Source organism: Paraburkholderia megapolitana, assembly GCF_007556815.1.
Classification (GTDB): Bacteria; Pseudomonadota; Gammaproteobacteria; order Burkholderiales; family Burkholderiaceae; genus Paraburkholderia; species Paraburkholderia megapolitana.
The window spans coordinates 1,692,544-1,712,211 of the sequence record NZ_CP041745.1 but is presented as its reverse complement, the minus strand read 5'-3'; the positions used below and the strand labels follow the sequence as shown (position 1 = coordinate 1,712,211).

Genomic DNA, 19,668 nt, shown 5'->3' with positions numbered 1-19,668 from the left:
CGGCATGTCAACGAACAAAGTGAAGTGTGCATTGATCGGCCCCGGCAACATCGGCACCGATCTGCTGGCAAAGCTGCAACGCAGCGAGGTGCTGGAGCCGGTGTGGATGGTCGGCATCGACCCCGAATCGGACGGGCTCAAGAAAGCACAGGCCCTAGGCCTGAAGACCACCGCCAAGGGCGTAGACGGCCTGCTGCCGCATGTGAAAGCCGACGGCATCCAGATCGCCTTCGATGCGACGAGCGCCTATGTGCACGCAGAGAATTCGCGCAAACTGAATGCACTCGGCGTCATGATGATCGACCTGACGCCCGCGGCTATCGGGCCTTATTGCGTACCGTCGGTGAATCTGGCCCAACACGTGGGCACGGGCGAGATGAACGTCAACATGGTGACGTGCGGCGGCCAGGCGACGATACCGATGGTGCACGCGGTCTCGCGCGTCCAGCCGGTCCGGTACGCCGAAATCGTCGCCACGGTATCGAGCCGTTCGGCCGGGCCAGGTACGCGCAGGAATATCGACGAGTTCACACGTACGACAGCAGGCGCTGTCGCAAAGGTGGGCGGTGCAGCGCAGGGCAAGGCCATCATCGTCATCAACCCTGCAGACCCGCCGCTCATCATGCGCGACACCGTGCATTGCATCGTGGAGGGAACGCCCGATGCCGCGGCAATCGAAAAATCCGTGCGCGAAATGATCGAACAGGTGCGCAAGTATGTGCCAGGTTACCGGCTAGTCAATGGTCCGGTATTCGACGGCGAGCGCGTCTCGATCTACCTTGAGGTCGAAGGACTCGGCGACTATCTGCCGAAATACGCCGGCAATCTGGACATCATGACGGCCGCCGCGGCGCGCACCGCCGAGATGTTCGCCGAAGAGATCCTGAGCGGCTCGCTCAAGCTCGAACCCGTCATCCACTGAGGAAACCGCATATGAACGTCAAGGGCAGGAAGATCGTCGTGCATGACATGACATTGCGCGACGGTATGCATCCCAAGCGACATCAGATGACACTCGAGCAGATGAAGGCGATCGCTCAAGGTCTCGACAATGCGGGTGTACCGCTGATCGAAGTGACCCACGGTGACGGCCTGGGCGGAAGCTCGGTGAACTATGGGTTCCCCGCGCACAGCGACGAGGAATACCTCTGCGCAGTCGTGCCGCTCATGAAGCAGGCGCGCATTTCCGCGCTGTTGATCCCGGGAATCGGCACGGTCGATCATCTGAGGATCGCGCATGAACTCGGTGTGAAAACGATCCGCGTCGCAACGCATTGCACCGAGGCCGATGTGTCGGAGCAGCACATCGAGCTTGCGCGCAAACTCGACATGGATGCCGTGGGCTTTCTGATGATGGCGCATATGAATTCGCCAGAAGGTCTTGCAAACCAAGCGAAGCTGATGGAAAGCTATGGTGCAAACTGCGTGTACGTAACGGACTCGTCAGGCTACATGTTGCCTGACGACGTTCGGAGTCGCCTCGCTGCCGTGCGTGCGGCACTGAAGCCGGAAACCGAAATCGGTTTTCACGGGCATCACAACCTCGCGATGGGTGTAGCCAACTCCATCGCTGCTATCGAAGTGGGTGCGACTCGCATCGATGCCGCCGCCGCGGGACTCGGCGCCGGTGCTGGCAACACACCGATGGAAGTCCTCGTAGCGGTGTGCGAGCGCATGGGCATCGATACAGGTGTCGACGTCTGGAAGATACAGGACGTCGCCGAAGATCTTGTCGTGCCGATCATGGATTTTCCGATTCGCATCGATCGTGATGCACTGACGCTCGGCTATGCGGGTGTTTACGGTTCCTTCCTTCTGTTTGCGAAGCGCGCGGAGAAGAGGTACGGGGTTCCGGCTCGCGACATCCTTGTTGAACTCGGACGCCGCGGCATGGTGGGTGGTCAGGAGGATATGATCGAAGATACCGCGCTTACTTTGGCGAAAGCGCGTGGGCGGGTGTCGTCGAACGCGGTATCGAGCACCGCGTGACTTCTGCAGTACGCGTTGCTGCTGGCGGTCTTGAGGGAAAGGGAATCATGTCATTGAGCGAACTATTGGAGATCCACCCCGAGGTTGCCGTTGCGCTGAATGCCGGTAAGCCCGTTGTCGCCCTGGAATCGTCGATTGTCGCGCATGGCTCCCCGTGGCCAAAGAACGCCGAGACTGCGCTCAGGCTCGAAGCCGAAGTACGCGCGCACGGCGCACTACCCGCTACCTGCGCGATTCTGAGTGGCCGCATCAAGATCGGTCTGACGAGTGATGAGATTGCAAGCCTTAGCCGGGGCGGTCACGAGGTGGCGAAGGTTAGCCGACGCGACATCGGGATACTCGTGGCATCCGGTGGCAGCGGCGCTACGACGCTCTCGGCGACGATGATCATGGCCGACCTGGCGGGAATTCGAGTAGTGGCAGCCGGTGGGCTTGGCGGTGTGCATCGCGGTGCGCAGGAGAGCTTCGATATCTCCGCCGATCTGCAGGAACTTGCGCGCACACCGGTGGCACTGGTGTGCGCCGGGATCAAATCGATTCTCGATATCCGGCTGACGCTGGAGTACCTGGAAACGCACGGCGTACCGGTGATCGGCTATCGCACTGCCAACCTTCCCGGGTACTTTAGCCGCGACAGCGGGTTTGGCGTCGATGTACGCCTTGACGATCCTCAGCAGGTCGCGCGGGTTATGAAATCGAACTGGGAACTGGGTTTGAATAGCGGGCTTGTAGTTGCCAATCCGATTCCCGAACCATTTGCGTTGCCCCGCGAGGTCGTCGATCTCGCGATCGAGCAGGCTTTGGCTGAAGCGGATGCAGAAGGTATCGCGGGTAAGGCAGTGACACCGTTTCTGATTTCTCGTGTCGATGCGTTGACCGGGGGAAGCAGTGGGACTGGCAGTGTTCAGCTTGGTCTTAACAACGCGAGACTGGCGGCAGCGATCGCAGTTGCTTATGCGGCGCTAACTACCCAGAGAAGCTAGGGAAGGTCTGCAAAACCCGCTTTCGGCGCGGTGATGGTTTGTGATCCACGTTGTGTACGCCCATGGAAAAATGCTGCATATCGAGTGCGATATTTTTTAGTGGCAGCGACTCGCGCTTGCCGGGGCACATGATTCCTGTGGTGGCCTGTTTCAGGCATTGAGCAATGCCTTACGCGCCATCCACAGATTGCCCAGCGCAAACAGCATCGTGATCTGGGCGGTGTTCTTCATCAAGCCCCGGTATCGTGTCTTTGTGTAGCCAAACTGTTGCTTGAGGATGCGGAATGGATGCTCTACCCTGGCGCGGATACCAGCTTTCAGGCGTTCGATCTGATCGAATATCGCATCCAGTTGATCGCCCGGATCCAGTTGTCTACGCCTGCCCGGTTTCATCGCGACATGCCAGTGCACTGAAGCGGCCCCACAACGCTTCTGCATTCCCTGATATCCGGCATCCGCGTACACATTCGTTTCTGCACCATGCAACAACGCCTGGGCTGCACTGATGTCGTGAACATTGGCCGCTGTGCCGATCACCGTGTGAACCAGGCCCGACTCCGCGTCCACGCCAATATGCGCCTTCATCCCGAAGTACCATTGATTGCCCTTCTTCGTCTGGTGCATTTCCGGGTCCCGGGTACCGGAAGCGTTCTTCGTCGAAGTCGGGGCCGAAATCAATGTGGCGTCGACCACCGAACCTGCCTTGAGCATCAGACCTTTCTCGCTCAGGATCTCATTGATCAGTGCGAGCATCTGCACAGCCAGACCATGTGCTTCAAGCAGATGACGAAACCGGAGAATCGTGCTCTCGTCAGGCAATCGCGTCATGCCACCGTCCAGACCCGCAAAATCCCGATACAGCGGCACGTCATACAGCGCCTCTTCCATCGCCGGGTCCGACAGGCCAAACCACTGCTGCATGAAATGGATCTGCAGCATCGTCGCAATCGGGAACGGTGGCCGTCCAGTCTTACCCTTCGGATAGTGCGGCTCAATCAGGGCAATCAGCTTCGACCACGGCACCACGCGCCTCATCTCTTCGAGAAATTCCCGCTTGCGCGTACGTTTCGTTGACAGATCCAGATCAAGACCTCGTTGCCTCATCAAACCGCTCCTTGAATTCTCCCGATCACACGATAGTCCATACGCTCGTCAATGCCAGGACTTTTGCAGACTTTCCCTAGGTCGAAGAAGTAATCGCGGATACACTACAGAAGCGAAACAAGTGGTCAAGCTAAAGCCGATCGATCGATCGTTCGCGCACACATATTCGACCAGTACGACAGCACGGGAACATCATGATTCGTCATGCACTCGCTGTTATTGCACTCTCCGTTTGCACGCACGCCAGTGCGAAGCCTCTGGCTATTCCTGACGACGATCGCGCCGCGGACAGGGCCGAAATGCTCACAAGCAAGTACCAGCTAACCACGGACAAGATCGATTGCCTGGAATTTGAAACCTCCGATGAGCGATCGTATTTCGTCGTCCGTGTGCGGGAAAATCACACGCAGGAATGCGGTGGCGACCCGAACGTGTCGCCTACCCTGTTCTTTCTCAAGATCAGAAAGAGCGATGGACGGGCGCTTACGAATGCCTATGATGGCGTGCATTTTGTCCGGTTGAAGCGGGTACATGAGAAGTAGTCAGACGGCTCGCCAATCGGCGGTGTGCTACACGATCTTGGCGACTGCAACCGGCGCGAGATTCGTGAAACCCGCGCGCCGGTACAACGGCTCCCCTGCATGGCTCGAGATCAACAAAGCGTTTCGCGCGTTGGCTCGACGTGCGTGGGCGGCGATGGCCGAGAGAAGCTGCGAAGCAAGACCGCGCCGACGATACTCCTCAGCGGTTGCGACACGGTCGATCACAATGTCGCCGTCAGTTGTGATGCCGTAGCGGGCGGCCGCCGCGAAATCTCCGTCGATCTTCACCGAGAATAGAAACGCACGTGGATTTGGCGCAAAACCTGGAAATCGACCGCTGGCGTTGAATGCTGCGATCTCGTGCTCGCTGCGTAGCCAGGTGGAGTCGATCAAGGCGGCCTCATGGGGTAGTGCGCCGATGTCCGCAAGCATCAGGTGCTCGTCGATGAGCGGCTGCATATGCCCATGCAGCTCAGGCGGCAAGTCAGCCTGACCGAAACGCGTGACCCATGCACCTATGGGAAAAGTCTCGTCCGGCTGCGACGCTGGCGTTTCGATCACGAAATGCTCGAACTCGCGTCCCATCCCAGGTTGGAAGTGGACCGCATAGCCGTATGTGAAAGCTGAAACTGCTGCCGCGCTCTGGTCGTGCGCGGCGCAGTAACCGTCGATGAATGCGCGGATTGTCTGTCGGCGGGCGGATGGAGTTACCCAGGCATCGTGCGGCTGGAAACGATCGGGGTCGAAGGACGAATGCAAGGGCATCGATGATCGGGAAAGCGGAATGGAGGGACGTCCATCGTATAGAGAGTCGGTGCTGGAAATTGTAGTTTTTTTAGCTGATTTGTCGTGTTCGCCTGCAACGAAATCTGATGATAGAAGCTCCCCTTCTGAGGAGCCGCTTCGCACTTCTTTCACTGATGGGCATCGTTGGAAAAATCAACGGCACCGGAGACCTGACTCGAACCAATATCCACATCGGTGTTCTTCACGGGCATCGGGACTTTTAGAGGGTGCGAATCGGCCGCACAACCGAGTAAAAATCATACCGATCGAGTTGCGACAGTCAATTCCACCCCGGGTCGCCCGGGCGGTGCCGATAAATTCATAGTCTGAGTCAGCGGCGAGGCAATCGCCTCACTTCCAGACAAGCATCGCACCGAAAACCTCACCGGCAATGCCGTCGAATACTTGATCCGATAGAGTTCACTGGGATTCTCTTTCAGATCAATTGCCTGGGGTCAGGCCTCACACGCATGGCACCTCTATGGCACCGCTACTTCGCGTCGGGGCAATGCTACATGGCGCCCGCCAGGGAGGGTGGACGATGGTAAGTCGGCAACCGCTACAAACTCCAACGATAGCAGCTTCGGAAGCCCTAGCTTCGGTGGCGAGGCTTCGGCACCCGCATCAACTAGAAAAATAGTTGACAGCACATCGCTTCGATCCTACGATCTACTACATCTTTAGTAGGAGGCATTTTGGACATCTCGCTGACTGACCGCGAAGCCGACGTCATGCAGATATTGTGGGAGCGTGGCCCCTCAGTTGTGAGTGAGGTTCGTGATGGACTTACCGATGACCTCGCCTACACCACAGTTCTGACGATCCTTCGAACGCTGGAAAGCAAGGGTTACGTAACCCATGTAGAAGAAGGTCGCGGGCATCGCTATGCCGCCGCCGTTCAGCAGCAGGCGGCCCGAAAGAGTGCTTTGCGGCACCTCACGAGCAAGCTATTCGCAGGATCGACAGAGCTGCTGTTTGCGCAGCTGGTGGCCGACAAAAATCTCACGCCCAAGGAAATTCGTCGTATGCGTGAGCTACTGAAAGAAAGACCTGGCGAGGAGTAATCGCGATGCTGACGTGGATGATTTATGCGGTGTCGGTATCAGCGGTCCTATCCGCAGCCGCGCTCATTGCCGAACACTCCGCACGACAACGGCGATCGCCCAGCAGATGGTTCTGGCTTCTCGCGATCGTCGCATCGCTAGTAATTCCGGCGGCTATGACGTCGATTTCAATTGATATCCCCATAGAGCTAAGTCCATCAGTGCCCCGGAATGTGATCGCCCTGCATGAGATCACATCGACGTATTTATCCCCTGCAGTCTGGATCGAGAACCACGATAGTGGCTCCCCAACGTTCCAGCACATTCAATTCCATGCCAAAGACGTTTGGTACGGCGCGTCGATATTGATGATTCTGGTTTTGCTGGTCAGCGCGACGCATCTGCAGTGGCGCAGGCGTCAATGGACTACCACATCCGTCTGCGGCACTTTAGTGTATCTGTCAACTGACGTTGGCCCTGCAGTTGTCGGTCTCCTCCGCCCTCGGATCGTTCTTCCAGCGTGGCTTCTCGATTCGCCTGTCGAGCAACAGACTGCCGTCATGGCGCACGAAAAATCGCATATTGATGCCTATGACCCGGCTCTCCTTACGATCGCACTCTGCCTGATTGCGCTCATGCCGTGGAATCTGCCACTTTGGTGGCAGTTGCGACGACTCAGGTGTGCCATCGAGGTCGACTGCGACGCCAGAGTACTGAAGGCCGGGCACAAGTTTGCTGTCTATGGTGAAACGCTGATTGCGGTCGGGGAGCGGCAATCGCGATATATAGGATCAGTAGCGGGTATGTCCGAGTCCCGGTCGTTTTTGGAGCGACGTTTAAAACTGATGCTACGTAAACCGGCTAAGCGGAAATTACTGGTTGTAGTACTTCTTGGATGCATGTCAATCACGCTGGTCACTCTGGCCGCACAAGTGAGCCCACCTATCATGAACGATGCTTCGAACGAACACACTCAAGTACCGGTATCGGCTGAAATTCTGGATCGATATGTCGGCACGTACAAGGCTAGCGATACATCAGTGATGAAAGTCCGACGCGAAGGAGACCACATCGCTACGCAACGTACGGGACAAGGATGGATTGAAAAGTTTCCGATGACTGATACGGAGTTTTTTGCAAAGGCCGTCAAGGTAATCCAGATGTTTGTTGTCGACGATCAGGGACACGTTACAGCCACGACAGTTCACCAGAACGGTCAGGAACAGACTCTGCCACGTATCCCCACTGCCGAGGGGGAGAGAATTGAGGCGACTCTCGCTGCGAAGGTCAAGAGCCAGCTTGCCACTCCGGGGACTGAAGCTGCACTGCGTCGGAACATTGAAGGTTTGCAGTCGGGGAACCCGATATATTCCGAAATGTCGCCCGAATTGCAACGGGTTACACGGGAACAGCTGCCTGATCTGAAAGAAGGTCTGAATGAATTGGGCCCCATTAAAGGTATCAGCTTTGTCGGTGTTGGCAACCAAGGTTGGGACATATATCAGGTTACCCACGAGGCGGGGTCCACCACATGGCGTATTCATCTCGCCCAAAACGGTATTATTGATGGTGTGATAGTCCAAAGTGGCCCTTAAGTAGGTCCCAAGATCAGACGACCTAGGCAGCCACGATCGATCCAACGGCCGCGTCCGGGCCGAATCGGACAACCGAATGTCCGCGCGCTAGCGACGGCGAATGGCCGTGGTCGATCGGTTCTGGAAATTGCACGTTGGTGCCGGGGACCGGACTCGAACCACCTTCTGTGACGGCATTCTTCGTGGTCGTGGGGAGTTTATGGGGAGTGCGGAGGCGAAAAAGGATCTGTCCAGAATAGGGCTATCGCGAGAGCGCTGCCCTCCCGAAAAGGCGCGACCCTAGGGTTCGCGCTGGCCCCCTTAGCTCGCCGCATCCAGTCGGTCACAGTCACCTCCTTTCTCCGCCGTTCCGCGCTCGACCGTCGCAGCGCTTTCCGCGCATACGGCGAGCGTTCTCTTGATCCTATGGCAGATCGGTCGTCGGACACCCGTGCATATCACCGCCCGGTCTCAGCGATGACTGTTGACCATTGATCGCGCGCGTATCGCGCTGAGTCACAGTTATTATGGTAGTGCGATCCGGGTGGGATGCAAAAACTGCGAACCTGCTTCGAGAAACTCCCACGAACGGCATCCCATAAAATAAACCGAAATCGTTAGAGCACTCATCTATTACAGCCAGAAAAGACATGACCTTCCTAGAACAAGAGGCTCACCGCGTAGAACTGAACAGTAATGAACGCGGTGGGTTGGGTGATGGAAAGCTGACGTTCGGCGGGGGTGGACCAATAAGCATCCAATTGTCGATGATGAACCGCCTACCAAATGGGGAATCCGGTTATCCATTGGGACCAGTGCACGCTCGCTCAGAAAAAGGGAAATCATTCACGTTGCATGGATGCAAGGTGTACGGCCATGCCATCTACGCAGACTACCTGATCGCTGGCGACGTGCCTGACGCCGAGTTTCAGCGCATCGATATCCGCTACAGCGACATCTCCGAGTGGTTTCTGCAATGGCGAACGATTGACGGGGTGGTCGGTGAGAAACTTACATGGTCAGGACTTCCCCAGAAAATATCAGCAGATTTCGACGACGCCAATCGGCGGTTCCATCTGACGACCGAGTACGTAGGTTATGTAGGTCACAACGGGAAAGATCATGTTTTGCACGAGTACATCGAGTTTGCGATCCGACCTGCAAGTGGGCGCTTGACAGCGCAGGATGCGAAAGAAAAAGCGATGGAGTTTGCATGTCTACTGTCGATCCTAATTGCTCAGCCGGTCTCCATTCTAGCGGTGACCGTCCAAACTCAAGCGGGGCGCAATTTCGCACTTTACTTTCCGACGTTCAGACCGGTTGTCCGGGACACATCTATCAACGATTTCCTCCGAGACTGTTTTACACAGAAGCACTGGCTCGACGCGTATTGGGAATCAGTTATTCAAAAATATTTCCAGTCTGCTCATCGAAAAATTCGATGGATGCGCCTCGCCGGCATGCAACGCTATGAGGGGTTTTGGGAATACAAAACGCTCGGCTATGTCTCGCTCCTGGACAGCTACGTCAGTCACAATTTACTCAAGAAAATTGTAGTGCCACCCCGTGCTAAGTCGATGAGTAAACTGCAAGATGCGCTGAATGGTGTCTCACCACGGCTTGATTCGCGGATGCTTACCGATGTCCTCGATGCTGTCCGTCAAGCATTTTCTCATCTGCAGGAGGCGACGTTTCCCGAGAAATATGCGACGGCGATCGCCTCCACCGACGCGGACATAGTCAAGATCATCAACATCACGGGTGAGAATTTCCGGCTGATAAAAAAAGTCCGGGACAAGATCGCACATGGCGATGCTATCGAACTGAAGGAAGCAGAGTTCCAACAGATTCACATCGTCGTTACTCGAATCGAACTACTGCTGACATACTGGGCATATGTGGACTTTGGTCTATCAAAGGGCGACTTCTTGAAGGGATTGAAGAGCCCTTTTAACCGCTTACGCCGGCTCGCACAGGTAGATGAAAAACACTTAGCGCGCGTGACCGACGCTGCAGCGTTCTTCGCCTTAGATGCTGACGGCTTCGGCCATCTGTCTTCCTACAGCGGCTCCGGTGTTTTCGCTTGCTTCACAGAGGGACCGAATCGTGAAATAACCTTCTCTGAGCACTATACGCAGATGCATAAGGATTGGCACATGGGGCATCATAAGGGCGTGTTTACTGCGGATCAGATCTTCGGTGTTTCGCCAGACGTGGTCCGGCATGTCTCTCACATGTACGTCGAGTGCGAAGGAAAAGCTTTGGAGTTTCATTCTGCCTACATTTTTGATGAATCGAAACTTGCGGCAGCATGTCCCGCCAGTGTCCCTGTAGTCAAAGTCGAAGCTCCAGAAAGAGGCGGGGCGAATGAATTCTGACGTGAAAATCGTTACCATGCGCACCTCCGTCTTGGCGATATTTCGTTGTGCTAGGCCAATACTGTTTTATTCTGAGTATCCGGAATTTCCATTTTCGATTTGTGGGTCAGGGTTTCTTGTTAGATATCACAGAAGGGTCTTCGCTATCACTGCTCGACATGTAACAGCAAACTTTGATCTTGCACATGCGTGCATGCAATACCATCCAAGCGTGTATGGCTTTGTACCGATGTCTTTCCGGTATGTCTTTGCGGGAGGCGACCCGTCTGATACGGATCAGTATGATCTCGTCATCTTCGAAGTCGATGGATCGAAGCTGGACATCTCATTGTTCTCCGACGCGCCTCCCTACGAACTATCAGATTCTGAGGCGCCACCGATCTTTGACAAAACCTCTATTTTCGTTGTGCAAGGATACCCGTCACACCTCCATGCCATCGAGTGCGAGACCGAGCTTGAAGCAATTATCTCTAGGCCAATGCTAATAGACGCCGAGTATGCAGGTCCCTGTGTATCCGATCGAGTTCACGTGCTCCGAGTTCACTGTGCGGATCAGATTGAATCCTTTGATGGAATGAGCGGTGCACCAGTATTTCAGGTACTTCAGAGTTATCCAAATCTAAGCAAGATATGGTTCGCCGGCATGGTACTCCGGGGCGGAACGTCGTCCGGCGAGCTTCGGTTCCTTGAACGTGAACGGATAACTGAAGCGCTAACGCGAATCATCCACAAAGACGTAGTACCGGCGAAGGACTAAAAAGCATGCTAGAACCGTTTATAAAGATACAACAGCCCTTTGGGCTGGCTCTTCCTGAGGGGATTCAGAGTTATCTAATTGGTCTCGAAGACGAAGTTGGGATTGATATAAGTGGCCTTCGCCAACGCGCCAATCTAAGTGGGTCAACGCTTCTTTGACGTTGTGACGTATCGCTCAATTACGATGTTATGAGGTACGTCTTCCTCAAGCGCGCAGGGGAAGACTTAGTCGACTACTGGAAATCTGACCTATGTGTACCTAGCGAGCCCGTCCATGGATATTTCTTCAGAATTCGGATGGCAATCGGCCTACATCCGGCATCGGATCAATGCCGAGGAGAGCGCGAATGAGACGAAGCCTCGGAGTGTCAGCCGGGAGTTTGTCGCCAAGATACTCACTGAGCGCCAGTTCGTGCTCGGTATGCAGACGGAGTTTTTTGAGCCTTAGAGCGAGCGCAAATTCCGCCGCAGCTTCGCCTTGGCGTCTATCGTGTTGCTGAAAAATGCTTTTCAGTAGATCAAGCATGAACTGACTCGATCCTTGCTCCTTCGAGTAGTCTAGTTCGCCGACCCTGGCACACCGTAGCAACGCGGCTTGAATCACACCATCGTTGTAACGGGTGAAGTTTTCGGGGTCCAGAATTACCTGTTGAAACGCATCTGTGGACAAGCGCAACGTCTGATCTTCGAATTTACTCTCTCTCGCGTTCTGAAGAATGGCACCGATCATCGCGAATACACTCGAAGTGGTACAGGCCGTATCAGCATTGTATTTGAAACCCCAGAAAGCGAAGTCGAGCCGGAGCTTCATTGGTTGAGTCAAATCAAAATTCGACCCAATAAACGCCGCTTCATTCTGCCCCGACGGCGTTCCGGTGAGTGTGTTTTTTCGAACGTTGTGTCTTTCGCCAAACGAAGTATCGGTGTTCTGAAATAGCTGTGCCTCGTCGACGTACGAATCACCTAAACCGATACCGATGGCAATCTGAGCAAATCGCGCAATTTCGATGTTCGCCTTGGTCGCTGAATATTTCAGATTGTTCGCGAGCACCTTCATCTGGTTCGCTGTCTCGGCAATCTGAGCCCCGATCAGGTAAGTGCGAGCGCCCTCGTGAATGTCTCTAAGGTCGCGACTGATAGACAGCAATCGGGTGCCACGACCAACAACCGTTGCCACGATAAGTAGCCCGGCCTCCTTTTCGATCCATCCCTGCGGCGTTCCTAGACTGTTCTCATTGATTATCCGCAGGCCGGATACTCGAAGCATTATTTGCGCAAGCAAATGCGCACATACTCGGGCGAGTTCTTCAGATGCTTGATCGTCCTGGTAAATGATCGCACTGACCGACGCCACCGTATTTTGGCGGAGAGTGCGGTTCAGAAATTCATCGAAACCGAGCGTGCTGGAGAAGTTAGTTCCGTCGAGATAAAGCGGCCTCACCTTGCCGCCTCCACGACCACGCCCCTGGATTCCAAGCCTGCCCGTCATAACGAATCTTCGACAAAATTCTTCCGCCTGTCTTTCTTTGTGATCCTTTCTGAGAAGCACTGACTTGGGCATGAGGTCAGCTGCAGCAAATCTCTCGCCCACAATTGGTAAATCGCGCAGATGCTTTTGCGATTGACCAGCGCCTATCCATTCAGGTGCGGGCAACGCAAAAATCGCGTTCTCGCGGCCGTGAGCATCTTCAAGTGTAAGGAGCGTGACGACTTCATCCTGATGGCAGCGCGTGCGCTTCTGCCACTCTCGTTCGAGATTCAGAGATGAGGACGCCGAAATCAGACAGAACGAAGTGCCAGAGAGCGGCACATCGACATGTTCAATACCATCATGGGAGTGGAAGCTAACCACGCGTGGTCGCGGCGCTCCATACATTGCACAATACATGTCCCGAAGTGCGTACGCCACGCTAGCAATTCCCATCGAGTCGATATAGATGACATCAAGATGGTCTTTGTAGACATCCGCTCGTTTCCGCAGTTTGTGCAACAGCGCATAGGCGAGAAATTGCACTCCCTCGACCTCTGTTAATGCTTCTTCGGTTCGCAGGAAATGTGTCGAACGCCTTTGCGACGGCTTCACGAACGTGAATCCAGGCGGTGCACTTACCAGTACATGGTGTGCAGAAAAAAGTTTCTGCAAACCTGCAAAGCGAATGGCATCAGTTTTGTTTTGCAGTAGTGCATCCAGACCTTCGATCGCGTTTCGTAACTGGTGGCCTAGCCGAATGGTGCCGTCCGGATCGAACGTACAGACGCAAAGGCACACTTTGTTTGATGTTCGGTCAGCTGCTTGACTGAGAACGGGCGCTCCAAATGCGGCCCCGATCTCAGTTTCTTCTTCTGAAGGGCAAACGATTGCAACTACATCAGGCGCAGAGACTGCCTGTAGTCCATTCTCGATAGCATCAGCCAGATATGTATCGTTCCGCGTGCCGGGCGCCTTGAACAGGAAATGGAAATTCCGGATCGCGCCCTCGTCGGACAAGATAAAATCAAAAGTGAAGAACCCTTTCATAGCAGGCCCTTCGTCAGCGGGACAACAATCGAATAGCAGGCACCAGCTGCCATCGGTAGCTCCGGGCGCTCCGTTAACCAATGTCTCGGTGCAAACGTCACATCCTCTTTCGGAACAGAGAAATCCTGTACCAAGCAAACCCTTCCCGTTCTAAGGCGAAGGTAAGCGTTCAGTCGCTGAAGCGTTTGCAAAACGTATGAAAGACCGCCTCCACTACCTGCCGTTGTTTTTGTCGTGGCGTGAAGCTCAAAGCACTTTTTCACAAGCGATACTTCGTCATCAATCGGAAGTTTCTCAATCTGATCGCCAGCATGACCGTAGTGGGACAGCCATCGCCGCGCCAGCCCGGGTCCAGTGTCCATAATCGTAAGTTCAAGCAGAGCGCTCTCGCGATTCTGCTCCCGACGCCCTTCAGTAGTCGTGAATCTCGGCCGGTTCGCAATATTATGCAGTATGAAAAAGCCAAGCGATGGGTCGTCTTCGCCGAGATGTGCCGATGCATTTTTGGCATCGTAGGTGATGTACTTCGCCATGACCGCTCGGACGTTTCTGGCATACGGCCGTCCTTCTTCGTCCATTGTGGCGTGTTCATCCGTATTTCGGAAAAGCTCGTAAAGAAGTGTCCCGAGGGCGACTCGCCAAGTGTCTGTCAGTCTCCGCTCGGCCACCGGCGCACACGCAGCAATCAACCGCGACGTCAGTGTGACAAATTCGTCGCGCGAGCGTACAGCACCGATCTCAGGTCGAGAATACAAAGGAATGAGAAATTCATTCTTTGCACGTGCGAAGCAACCCAAGAACGCACCCCGCCCGTGCATCGTCTCCCGAAAGGCTCCATTCTGCATTGCCTCAATTCGGGAGACTGCGTCCGCCAAGGCCTCACGTGTCGAGAGCGACCGACCACCAACGGTTTGGATGGCGTCGGCAAAGTACGCGGCAACAATTCCATGCGGTTCCCTTGCCAGGGCCTCGGACGCCTCAGTCGTGCTTCTGCTATAGAGTCGCAATGTTGGCCGGTCTACTCTTCGCGACCACGCGGCCAAAAATTGCATGAGAGCCCCCGGGACTCCGACATTGCCACCGAACTTCAGACCGGTGGTAAGTTGCAGGGTATGGTCATTGGGAAGCATCGTGTACGCTTCCTCAATCTCTTTTATGCTAACTGCAGTCGGAAAGGAAATCATGTCGTATCGGTCCGCAAGCACCACCTCTCGTGGAGCCGGAGTTGTTACGATCCCCGGGCTGTCTTCCGAGAGACTAACAGAGAAATAGCGGTGGAGTTACACTCACCGCTGCGCGCGGTTTGTCCGCGTGGTATCTCCGCTTCCCAAGCCACAAACCCCGTCGGACGTGTAACTCCGAGGACAACAATGAACGAAATCCAGAAAGCGCATGCCCGCTTTGTTGAGGAGATGGGTGTTGTTGACAACACGGTTCATGTGTTGCTCAAAGGACATCTACTAATTGAGGAAGCGCTCAGCAGAATCATTGATCAATTCGTCTTCCATCGTGAACACGTGGCGGAAGCGCGATTAAGTTTCGCTGGCAAGGTACACCTCTGTCGAGCGCTGTGTTTACGAAAAAACGACTTGGGCGAATGGGATTTAATCGCGGCGCTGAACGCCTTTCGCAACGTCATCGCACACACGCTACAATCTCCTCAGAGAGCCCGGAAGTTCGACAGGGTCAAGGAAATCTATCTGCGCGAGGCCGCAACAATGTCAGGTATCGAAGACGTTCGCGAAAGCAGCGAAGCAGATGTTGTGTTACTCGCCTGCGGCCACTGTCTTGGATTTCTGTCGAGTTTTGAAGGAGACGCACGAGTCTTCCGTCAACTCGTGTTCAATATGGACCGCTCTCTAAACCCAGAACTCACCCCGTTCGACCTTTGAATCAAAGGTACTTTGTTCTAGGTCTCGCTCCGCCGTGCGCGCCGATGGCGGGGTGCTTGAATTTCAACCGTAAACGCAGATTGTTTTCATACCACTCGATTACGATGTTCACGCCGCTCACTTCAGGGTATTCATCATCGTGAGCGCATTGCGCTGCGCTGCATCCTCGTAACAGTTATTGAAAATAACGTGTGCCTGCCCCGCCCTCGCCGCAACCTCACGCACTGGCCCGGATAGTTCGCATAGCTCGGCGTCGCTATAGTCATAATTGAACCGTTCCGCGGCCGATGAACTACCGCTCCATGTCTCCGCATTGCGGCCGTGCAGCCGGACAATGGCAAGCTCCGGCGACGTCACATCCCAAACCGTGTGCGCACGATTCGACACCCCTTCGGGCGCGTCCATGATTACGTGCACGATGCCGTGCTCACGCTCAAAGTCGAGTGTCGATTGCGAGTGCCTTTCGTCCAGCCAGCTTTTGTTCCGGAACTCGAAGGCCGTCAGGTATGGATGCATCCGTTTGGCACAGTGCTCGACGTGCGCCCTGTTCTTCGGCTCGCTCGTCATCCACGGCGCGAACTGGAACAGCACAGCGCCCAGTTTGCCCGCTACCCGCAGCGGTTCGATCGCTTCGAAATATCGAGCCCACATTTCCTCAATGACCGGCGCCGGCACGTCGCGGTAATACAGACTGGCTTTGCCCGTCTGTGGTAGCTCACTCTGCAGATCCTTCGGGAAAAACTTTCGCTCAGTCTGATGGCCCGTGAACAGGCGGAACGCCTTCATGTTGAAGGTGAAACCACCGGGCGTGCGTTCGACCCACAGCGCGCTATTACTGGCACTTGGCATCGCGTAATAGGATGAGTCGGTAGTCCCCCCGCGAATTAACGGGTGTTCAAGGTAGAATTTTCTAGCAGCAGATTGACAGGGAATTTTGCATGAAGACGTCCAGATTCACGGAAAGCCAGATCATTGGGATCTTGAAGCAGGCCGAAGCCGGAACACCCGTTCCGGAGTTGTGTCGCGAGCACGGGATGAGCAGCGCGAGCTTCTACAAATGGCGCTCGAAGTACGGCGGCATGGACGCGGCACTGATGACCCGGATGAAGGAGCTTGAGGCGGAGAACGCGAGACTCAAAAAGATGTACGCTGAAGAGCGACTCAAGGCCGAGGTGGTGCGCGAGGCGCTTGAAAAAAAGTGGTGAGGCCATCTCGTCGCCGCGAGATGGCCATGCGTGCAGTCAGAGAACGGGCAATGAGCGTACGGGCGGCCTGTGAGGCGTTCGGCGTAAGCGAGACCTGCTACCGTTACCGGGCAAAGCGTTGCGCGGAAAACAGCGTGATCGCCGAGTGGCTTGTGAGACTCACGCACAACCAGCGCAACTGGGGCTTCGGCCTGTGTTTCTTGTACCTGCGCAATGTCAAGGGCTTTACCTGGAATCACAAACGTGTTTATCGCATCTATCGCGAACTGGAGCTGAATCTGCGGATCAGGCCACGCAAACGGCTGGTGCGTGAGCAGCCGGAACCGCTGGCCGTGCCGCAAGCACTGAACGAGTGCTGGTCAATGGATTTCATGCACGATCAGCTTGCTGATGGCCGTAGCATCCGGCTGTTCAACGTGATCGACGACTTCAACCGGGAAGGCCTGTGTATCGAGGTGGACTTCTCGTTGCCTGCGCTACGCGTTATCCGGTCGCTGGATCAGGTGATCGAATGGCGCGGCAAGCCGCTGAAGATCCGTTGCGACAACGGGCCGGAATATGTCAGCGATGCGCTCAGGGACTGGGCCATGAGACGCGGCATCGTTCTGCAGTTTATCCAGCCCGGCAAGCCGCAACAGAACGCGTACATCGAGCGTTACAACAAAACGGTTCGATACGACTGGCTCGCCCACTACCTCTTCGAGACGGTGGCCGATGTTCAGGAGTATGCGACCAGGTGGCTATGGTCATACAATCACGAGCGGCCGAACACGGCTATCGGCGGCGTACCGCCGAAACAGAAGTTGCCCATCGCGGCATGACCTCTACTTCTGAACTCCGTTAAATGCGGGGGGACTACCAGTCGACTTCGACCAAGGGGAAATGGCCGGCGTAGAACCTGAGACGCGCCTCGGCGCTTGTGCAGCCCTTCGGATAGAAACGACCGCTCTTGATAAGCGTGACATCTGTCCAGGACGCGGTACCAATTCTGATCGACATCGCTCCCCCTTTTTCGCGGCTCGCAGGCACTACCGCGTTATCGAAAGTCGAGCCTATACTGTATATTCATACAGCATCAAATGTCCATCAAATGATCCTTCCCCCTTTCGAGCCGCCCAAGTACGACGAACTGCGGGCCTGGTGGCACCAGTACCCGATAGACGATGTTCGGCGCCTGATACTGGAGGTACAGAATCAGCGGTACTTTGTGTCGGATCTTAGTCAGATCGCCGGGCGATGCCGGAGTCTTACCGAGGACGACAGACCACTAGCTACCCGCCTGGCCGCGCTGAAAGAACTGTGTCGAGGCGTTGAGAGTCAGCAGAGGCGAGCCGGTCAGGTATATGGAGCGCGCCCCACTCCGCACCCGAACGCACCGGATTTTCGGAAACTTTGGGGCGGTTAATCACGAAGGTGGACCATGACAAAGAAAGCAGAAAATAAATTGCGGTGTGCGTGTGGTAGTGGAAAAGAATACAAGAACTGCCACGCGCTCGTTTCGAACGCACCCTCACAGGAAACGTTCAGAAAGGCCGCTGAACACTTCGCAAGAGAAGCAGCCCTTCAAGGGGTGTTCCGTGAGAAACATGGTCGCGCACGCATGCCTGTTCACGCATCATTCGGCGGTGGCCACATTTTTGCGGTAGGTAGCGAGCTTCACCGAGTCGATACCGATACATGTAATTTTCCCGCTTTCCTAAACTACTTCGGCGCTACAACCATTGGCTACGACTGGCTCGACGCAGAACGAGCCAAATCGCAGGGATCGCGACACCCATTAGGAGATTGGGCAAATGCTATGACAGCCCACGACGAAGATCCAAACCAACCACCTACGCCCGTAGGTTTCGCACCCATCGGCGCGAAAGGAACGTGGCTCAGGATGTCCTACGACCTCTTCACGATTCGCAACAACGCAACGCTTACCAAAACCATACTCAAACGACTCCGCATAATCGACCAGTTTCAGGGGGCGTTGTACGAGCTATGCGTTACAGCAAGCATTATCGCTGCAGGATTCACAATCGAATTTGAGAATGAAAAAGACAACACCACCGACCACCCGGAGTTCATCGCGACCGATCCCGCTACTGGTGTTCGTTTCGCAGTCGAGGCTAAAAGTCGCCACAGACCTGGCATACATGGCCAGAGGAACGGCAAACAATGGGTACCAGGAGAATCCATCGGTATAGTTCGCGCGTTACACGACGCGCTCACACTCAAAACAAAAATCCCCTACTACATCTTTATCGACGTCAATCTCCCACCACCATCGAGCGATACTGAATATCAGTCATGGCTGCGCGAACTACAGGCCACAGTGGAGGACTGCGACAACCACGGCTTCAAGACGGAGAGGTTCCCCGCAAACGGCATTGTGTTTACCAACGATCCAACACACTACTTCCTCAAAGACTTCGTTCACCCCGTCCGGACAGCGCTGTGGTACTACAAAATTGGGCTGGCAACCCCCGCTATCCCGTCCCCACACGAAGACATCGTATCCAGAGTAGCCAACGCGTTCTTTCAGCGTTCTAACGTCCCGGAAACAATCCCCTAGCCTTAAATGCACCATAGGCGTAGAGCCTACGTCACACGTCAACCGACATTGCCTGCTGCGAGGCGACTAGTTTCGGCGGTGGATCGCATTTGCAGATGCACAGGTCATCATTCAACGCCACACGTCGCCCGTCCGGCCCCTTCATCGGAACGCGTGGGCCATCACACTGGATCTTGCCGGTCGCGTTGCATGCAGGACACGAAACTTCATCGTTTTCGTGCGCAATGTTGCGGTCGTTTAATCCGAGCGTGGTGGAGCGGGCCAGCACCGTGCCGTTGGCCGTGGTCTTGTCGCCGGTCTGGATGATGTAGCGGGTCATGGTCGTGGTTCCGTTATGT

17 protein-coding genes and 1 pseudogene are annotated in these 19,668 nt (G+C 55.2%); 11 read left to right on the top strand and 7 right to left on the bottom strand.

Going from position 1 to position 19,668, the window contains the following annotated elements:
- Positions 1 to 4: 4 nt before the first annotated feature.
- From FNZ07_RS21160 to FNZ07_RS21150, 3 genes are read left to right on the top strand one after another with little or no spacing between them, the layout of a single operon-like run.
- The gene (locus FNZ07_RS21160; protein ID WP_091016006.1) at positions 5 to 922 is read left to right on the top strand and encodes an acetaldehyde dehydrogenase (acetylating); all 918 of its coding nucleotides are present in this window, start codon (positions 5 to 7) and stop codon (positions 920 to 922) included.
- 11 nt (positions 923 to 933) lie between these two features.
- Positions 934 to 1,989, top strand: coding sequence for a 4-hydroxy-2-oxovalerate aldolase (dmpG, locus tag FNZ07_RS21155; protein ID WP_091016004.1), 1,056 nt, complete (start codon positions 934 to 936; stop codon positions 1,987 to 1,989).
- 53 nt (positions 1,990 to 2,042) lie between these two features.
- The gene (locus FNZ07_RS21150) at positions 2,043 to 2,972 is read left to right on the top strand and encodes a pseudouridine-5'-phosphate glycosidase (RefSeq protein ID WP_281250579.1); all 930 of its coding nucleotides are present in this window, start codon (positions 2,043 to 2,045) and stop codon (positions 2,970 to 2,972) included.
- 150 nt (positions 2,973 to 3,122) lie between these two features.
- On the opposite strand, the gene FNZ07_RS21145 is transcribed toward FNZ07_RS21150, so the two are convergent.
- Positions 3,123 to 4,076, bottom strand: a complete 954-nt coding sequence (locus FNZ07_RS21145; RefSeq protein ID WP_091015998.1) for an IS5 family transposase — start codon at positions 4,074 to 4,076, stop codon at positions 3,123 to 3,125.
- Positions 4,077 to 4,270: 194 nt separating this feature from the next.
- On the opposite strand from FNZ07_RS21145, the gene FNZ07_RS21140 reads away from it, so the two are divergent.
- Positions 4,271 to 4,618: a hypothetical protein gene (locus FNZ07_RS21140; protein ID WP_091015995.1), complete on the top strand. Its 348-nt coding sequence runs from the start codon at positions 4,271 to 4,273 to the stop codon at positions 4,616 to 4,618.
- A gap of 27 nt (positions 4,619 to 4,645) precedes the next feature.
- On the opposite strand, the gene FNZ07_RS21135 is transcribed toward FNZ07_RS21140, so the two are convergent.
- A complete protein-coding gene (locus FNZ07_RS21135; protein ID WP_143098130.1) occupies positions 4,646 to 5,536 on the bottom strand; it encodes a GNAT family N-acetyltransferase in 891 nt (296 codons plus the stop codon).
- A 563-nt stretch (positions 5,537 to 6,099) separates the two neighbouring features.
- On the opposite strand from FNZ07_RS21135, the gene FNZ07_RS21130 reads away from it, so the two are divergent.
- The 4 genes from FNZ07_RS21130 to FNZ07_RS21115 all read left to right on the top strand — a co-directional run bounded on the left by FNZ07_RS21130 (position 6,100) and on the right by FNZ07_RS21115 (position 11,156).
- The gene (locus FNZ07_RS21130) at positions 6,100 to 6,468 is read left to right on the top strand and encodes a BlaI/MecI/CopY family transcriptional regulator (protein ID WP_091015989.1); all 369 of its coding nucleotides are present in this window, start codon (positions 6,100 to 6,102) and stop codon (positions 6,466 to 6,468) included.
- Positions 6,469 to 6,473: 5 nt separating this feature from the next.
- The gene (locus FNZ07_RS21125) at positions 6,474 to 8,042 is read left to right on the top strand and encodes a M56 family metallopeptidase (protein WP_091015986.1); all 1,569 of its coding nucleotides are present in this window, start codon (positions 6,474 to 6,476) and stop codon (positions 8,040 to 8,042) included.
- 629 nt (positions 8,043 to 8,671) lie between these two features.
- Positions 8,672 to 10,399 carry an ApeA N-terminal domain 1-containing protein gene (locus tag FNZ07_RS21120; RefSeq protein WP_143098129.1) on the top strand — a complete coding sequence of 576 codons (1,728 nt, stop codon included), beginning with the start codon at positions 8,672 to 8,674 and terminating at the stop codon, positions 10,397 to 10,399.
- A gap of 1 nt (position 10,400) precedes the next feature.
- Positions 10,401 to 11,156 (top strand): serine protease family protein, encoded by a 756-nt coding sequence (locus tag FNZ07_RS21115; protein WP_143098128.1) that lies wholly within the window; start codon positions 10,401 to 10,403, stop codon positions 11,154 to 11,156.
- A gap of 285 nt (positions 11,157 to 11,441) precedes the next feature.
- Here the strand turns inward: FNZ07_RS21115 and FNZ07_RS21110 are convergent, their stop codons facing one another.
- Both FNZ07_RS21110 and FNZ07_RS21105 read right to left on the bottom strand, forming a co-directional pair.
- A complete protein-coding gene (locus FNZ07_RS21110) occupies positions 11,442 to 13,673 on the bottom strand; it encodes a hypothetical protein (protein ID WP_091015972.1) in 2,232 nt (743 codons plus the stop codon).
- Entirely contained in the window at positions 13,670 to 14,857 is a 1,188-nt protein-coding gene (locus FNZ07_RS21105) for a hypothetical protein (RefSeq protein WP_143098127.1), read from the bottom strand. Before FNZ07_RS21105 ends, FNZ07_RS21110 begins: the two co-directional genes overlap by 4 nt.
- A gap of 186 nt (positions 14,858 to 15,043) precedes the next feature.
- Between FNZ07_RS21105 and FNZ07_RS21100 the strand changes: the two genes are divergently transcribed.
- Positions 15,044 to 15,565, top strand: coding sequence for a hypothetical protein (locus tag FNZ07_RS21100; protein ID WP_091015967.1), 522 nt, complete (start codon positions 15,044 to 15,046; stop codon positions 15,563 to 15,565).
- Between the two features lie 117 nt (positions 15,566 to 15,682).
- Here FNZ07_RS21100 and FNZ07_RS21095 read toward each other — a convergent pair whose 3' ends face one another.
- Entirely contained in the window at positions 15,683 to 16,519 is an 837-nt protein-coding gene (locus tag FNZ07_RS21095; RefSeq protein ID WP_143098126.1) for a DUF72 domain-containing protein, read from the bottom strand.
- Here FNZ07_RS21095 and FNZ07_RS21090 point away from each other — a divergent pair.
- Positions 16,504 to 17,591 (top strand): IS3 family transposase gene (locus FNZ07_RS21090; protein ID WP_091020698.1). Its coding sequence is split into 2 segments (ribosomal slippage): positions 16,504 to 16,756 and positions 16,756 to 17,591, totalling 1,089 coding nucleotides; the frame shifts between segments, so codons are not numbered across the junction. The two genes, FNZ07_RS21095 and FNZ07_RS21090, sit on opposite strands and share 16 nt — an antisense overlap.
- Positions 17,592 to 17,631: 40 nt before the next feature.
- Here FNZ07_RS21090 and FNZ07_RS34130 read toward each other — a convergent pair.
- Positions 17,632 to 17,769, bottom strand: a pseudogene (locus tag FNZ07_RS34130) (DUF72 domain-containing protein); the annotation flags it as partial.
- Positions 17,770 to 18,190: 421 nt separating this feature from the next.
- On the opposite strand from FNZ07_RS34130, the gene FNZ07_RS21080 reads away from it, so the two are divergent.
- On the top strand, positions 18,191 to 19,330 hold the full coding sequence (locus tag FNZ07_RS21080) for an SEC-C metal-binding domain-containing protein (protein WP_143098160.1): 1,140 nt from the start codon (positions 18,191 to 18,193) through the stop codon (positions 19,328 to 19,330).
- A gap of 31 nt (positions 19,331 to 19,361) precedes the next feature.
- Here FNZ07_RS21080 and FNZ07_RS21075 read toward each other — a convergent pair whose 3' ends face one another.
- A complete protein-coding gene (locus tag FNZ07_RS21075) occupies positions 19,362 to 19,649 on the bottom strand; it encodes a PAAR domain-containing protein (protein WP_091018728.1) in 288 nt (95 codons plus the stop codon).
- Between the last annotated feature and the right edge of the window lie 19 nt (positions 19,650 to 19,668).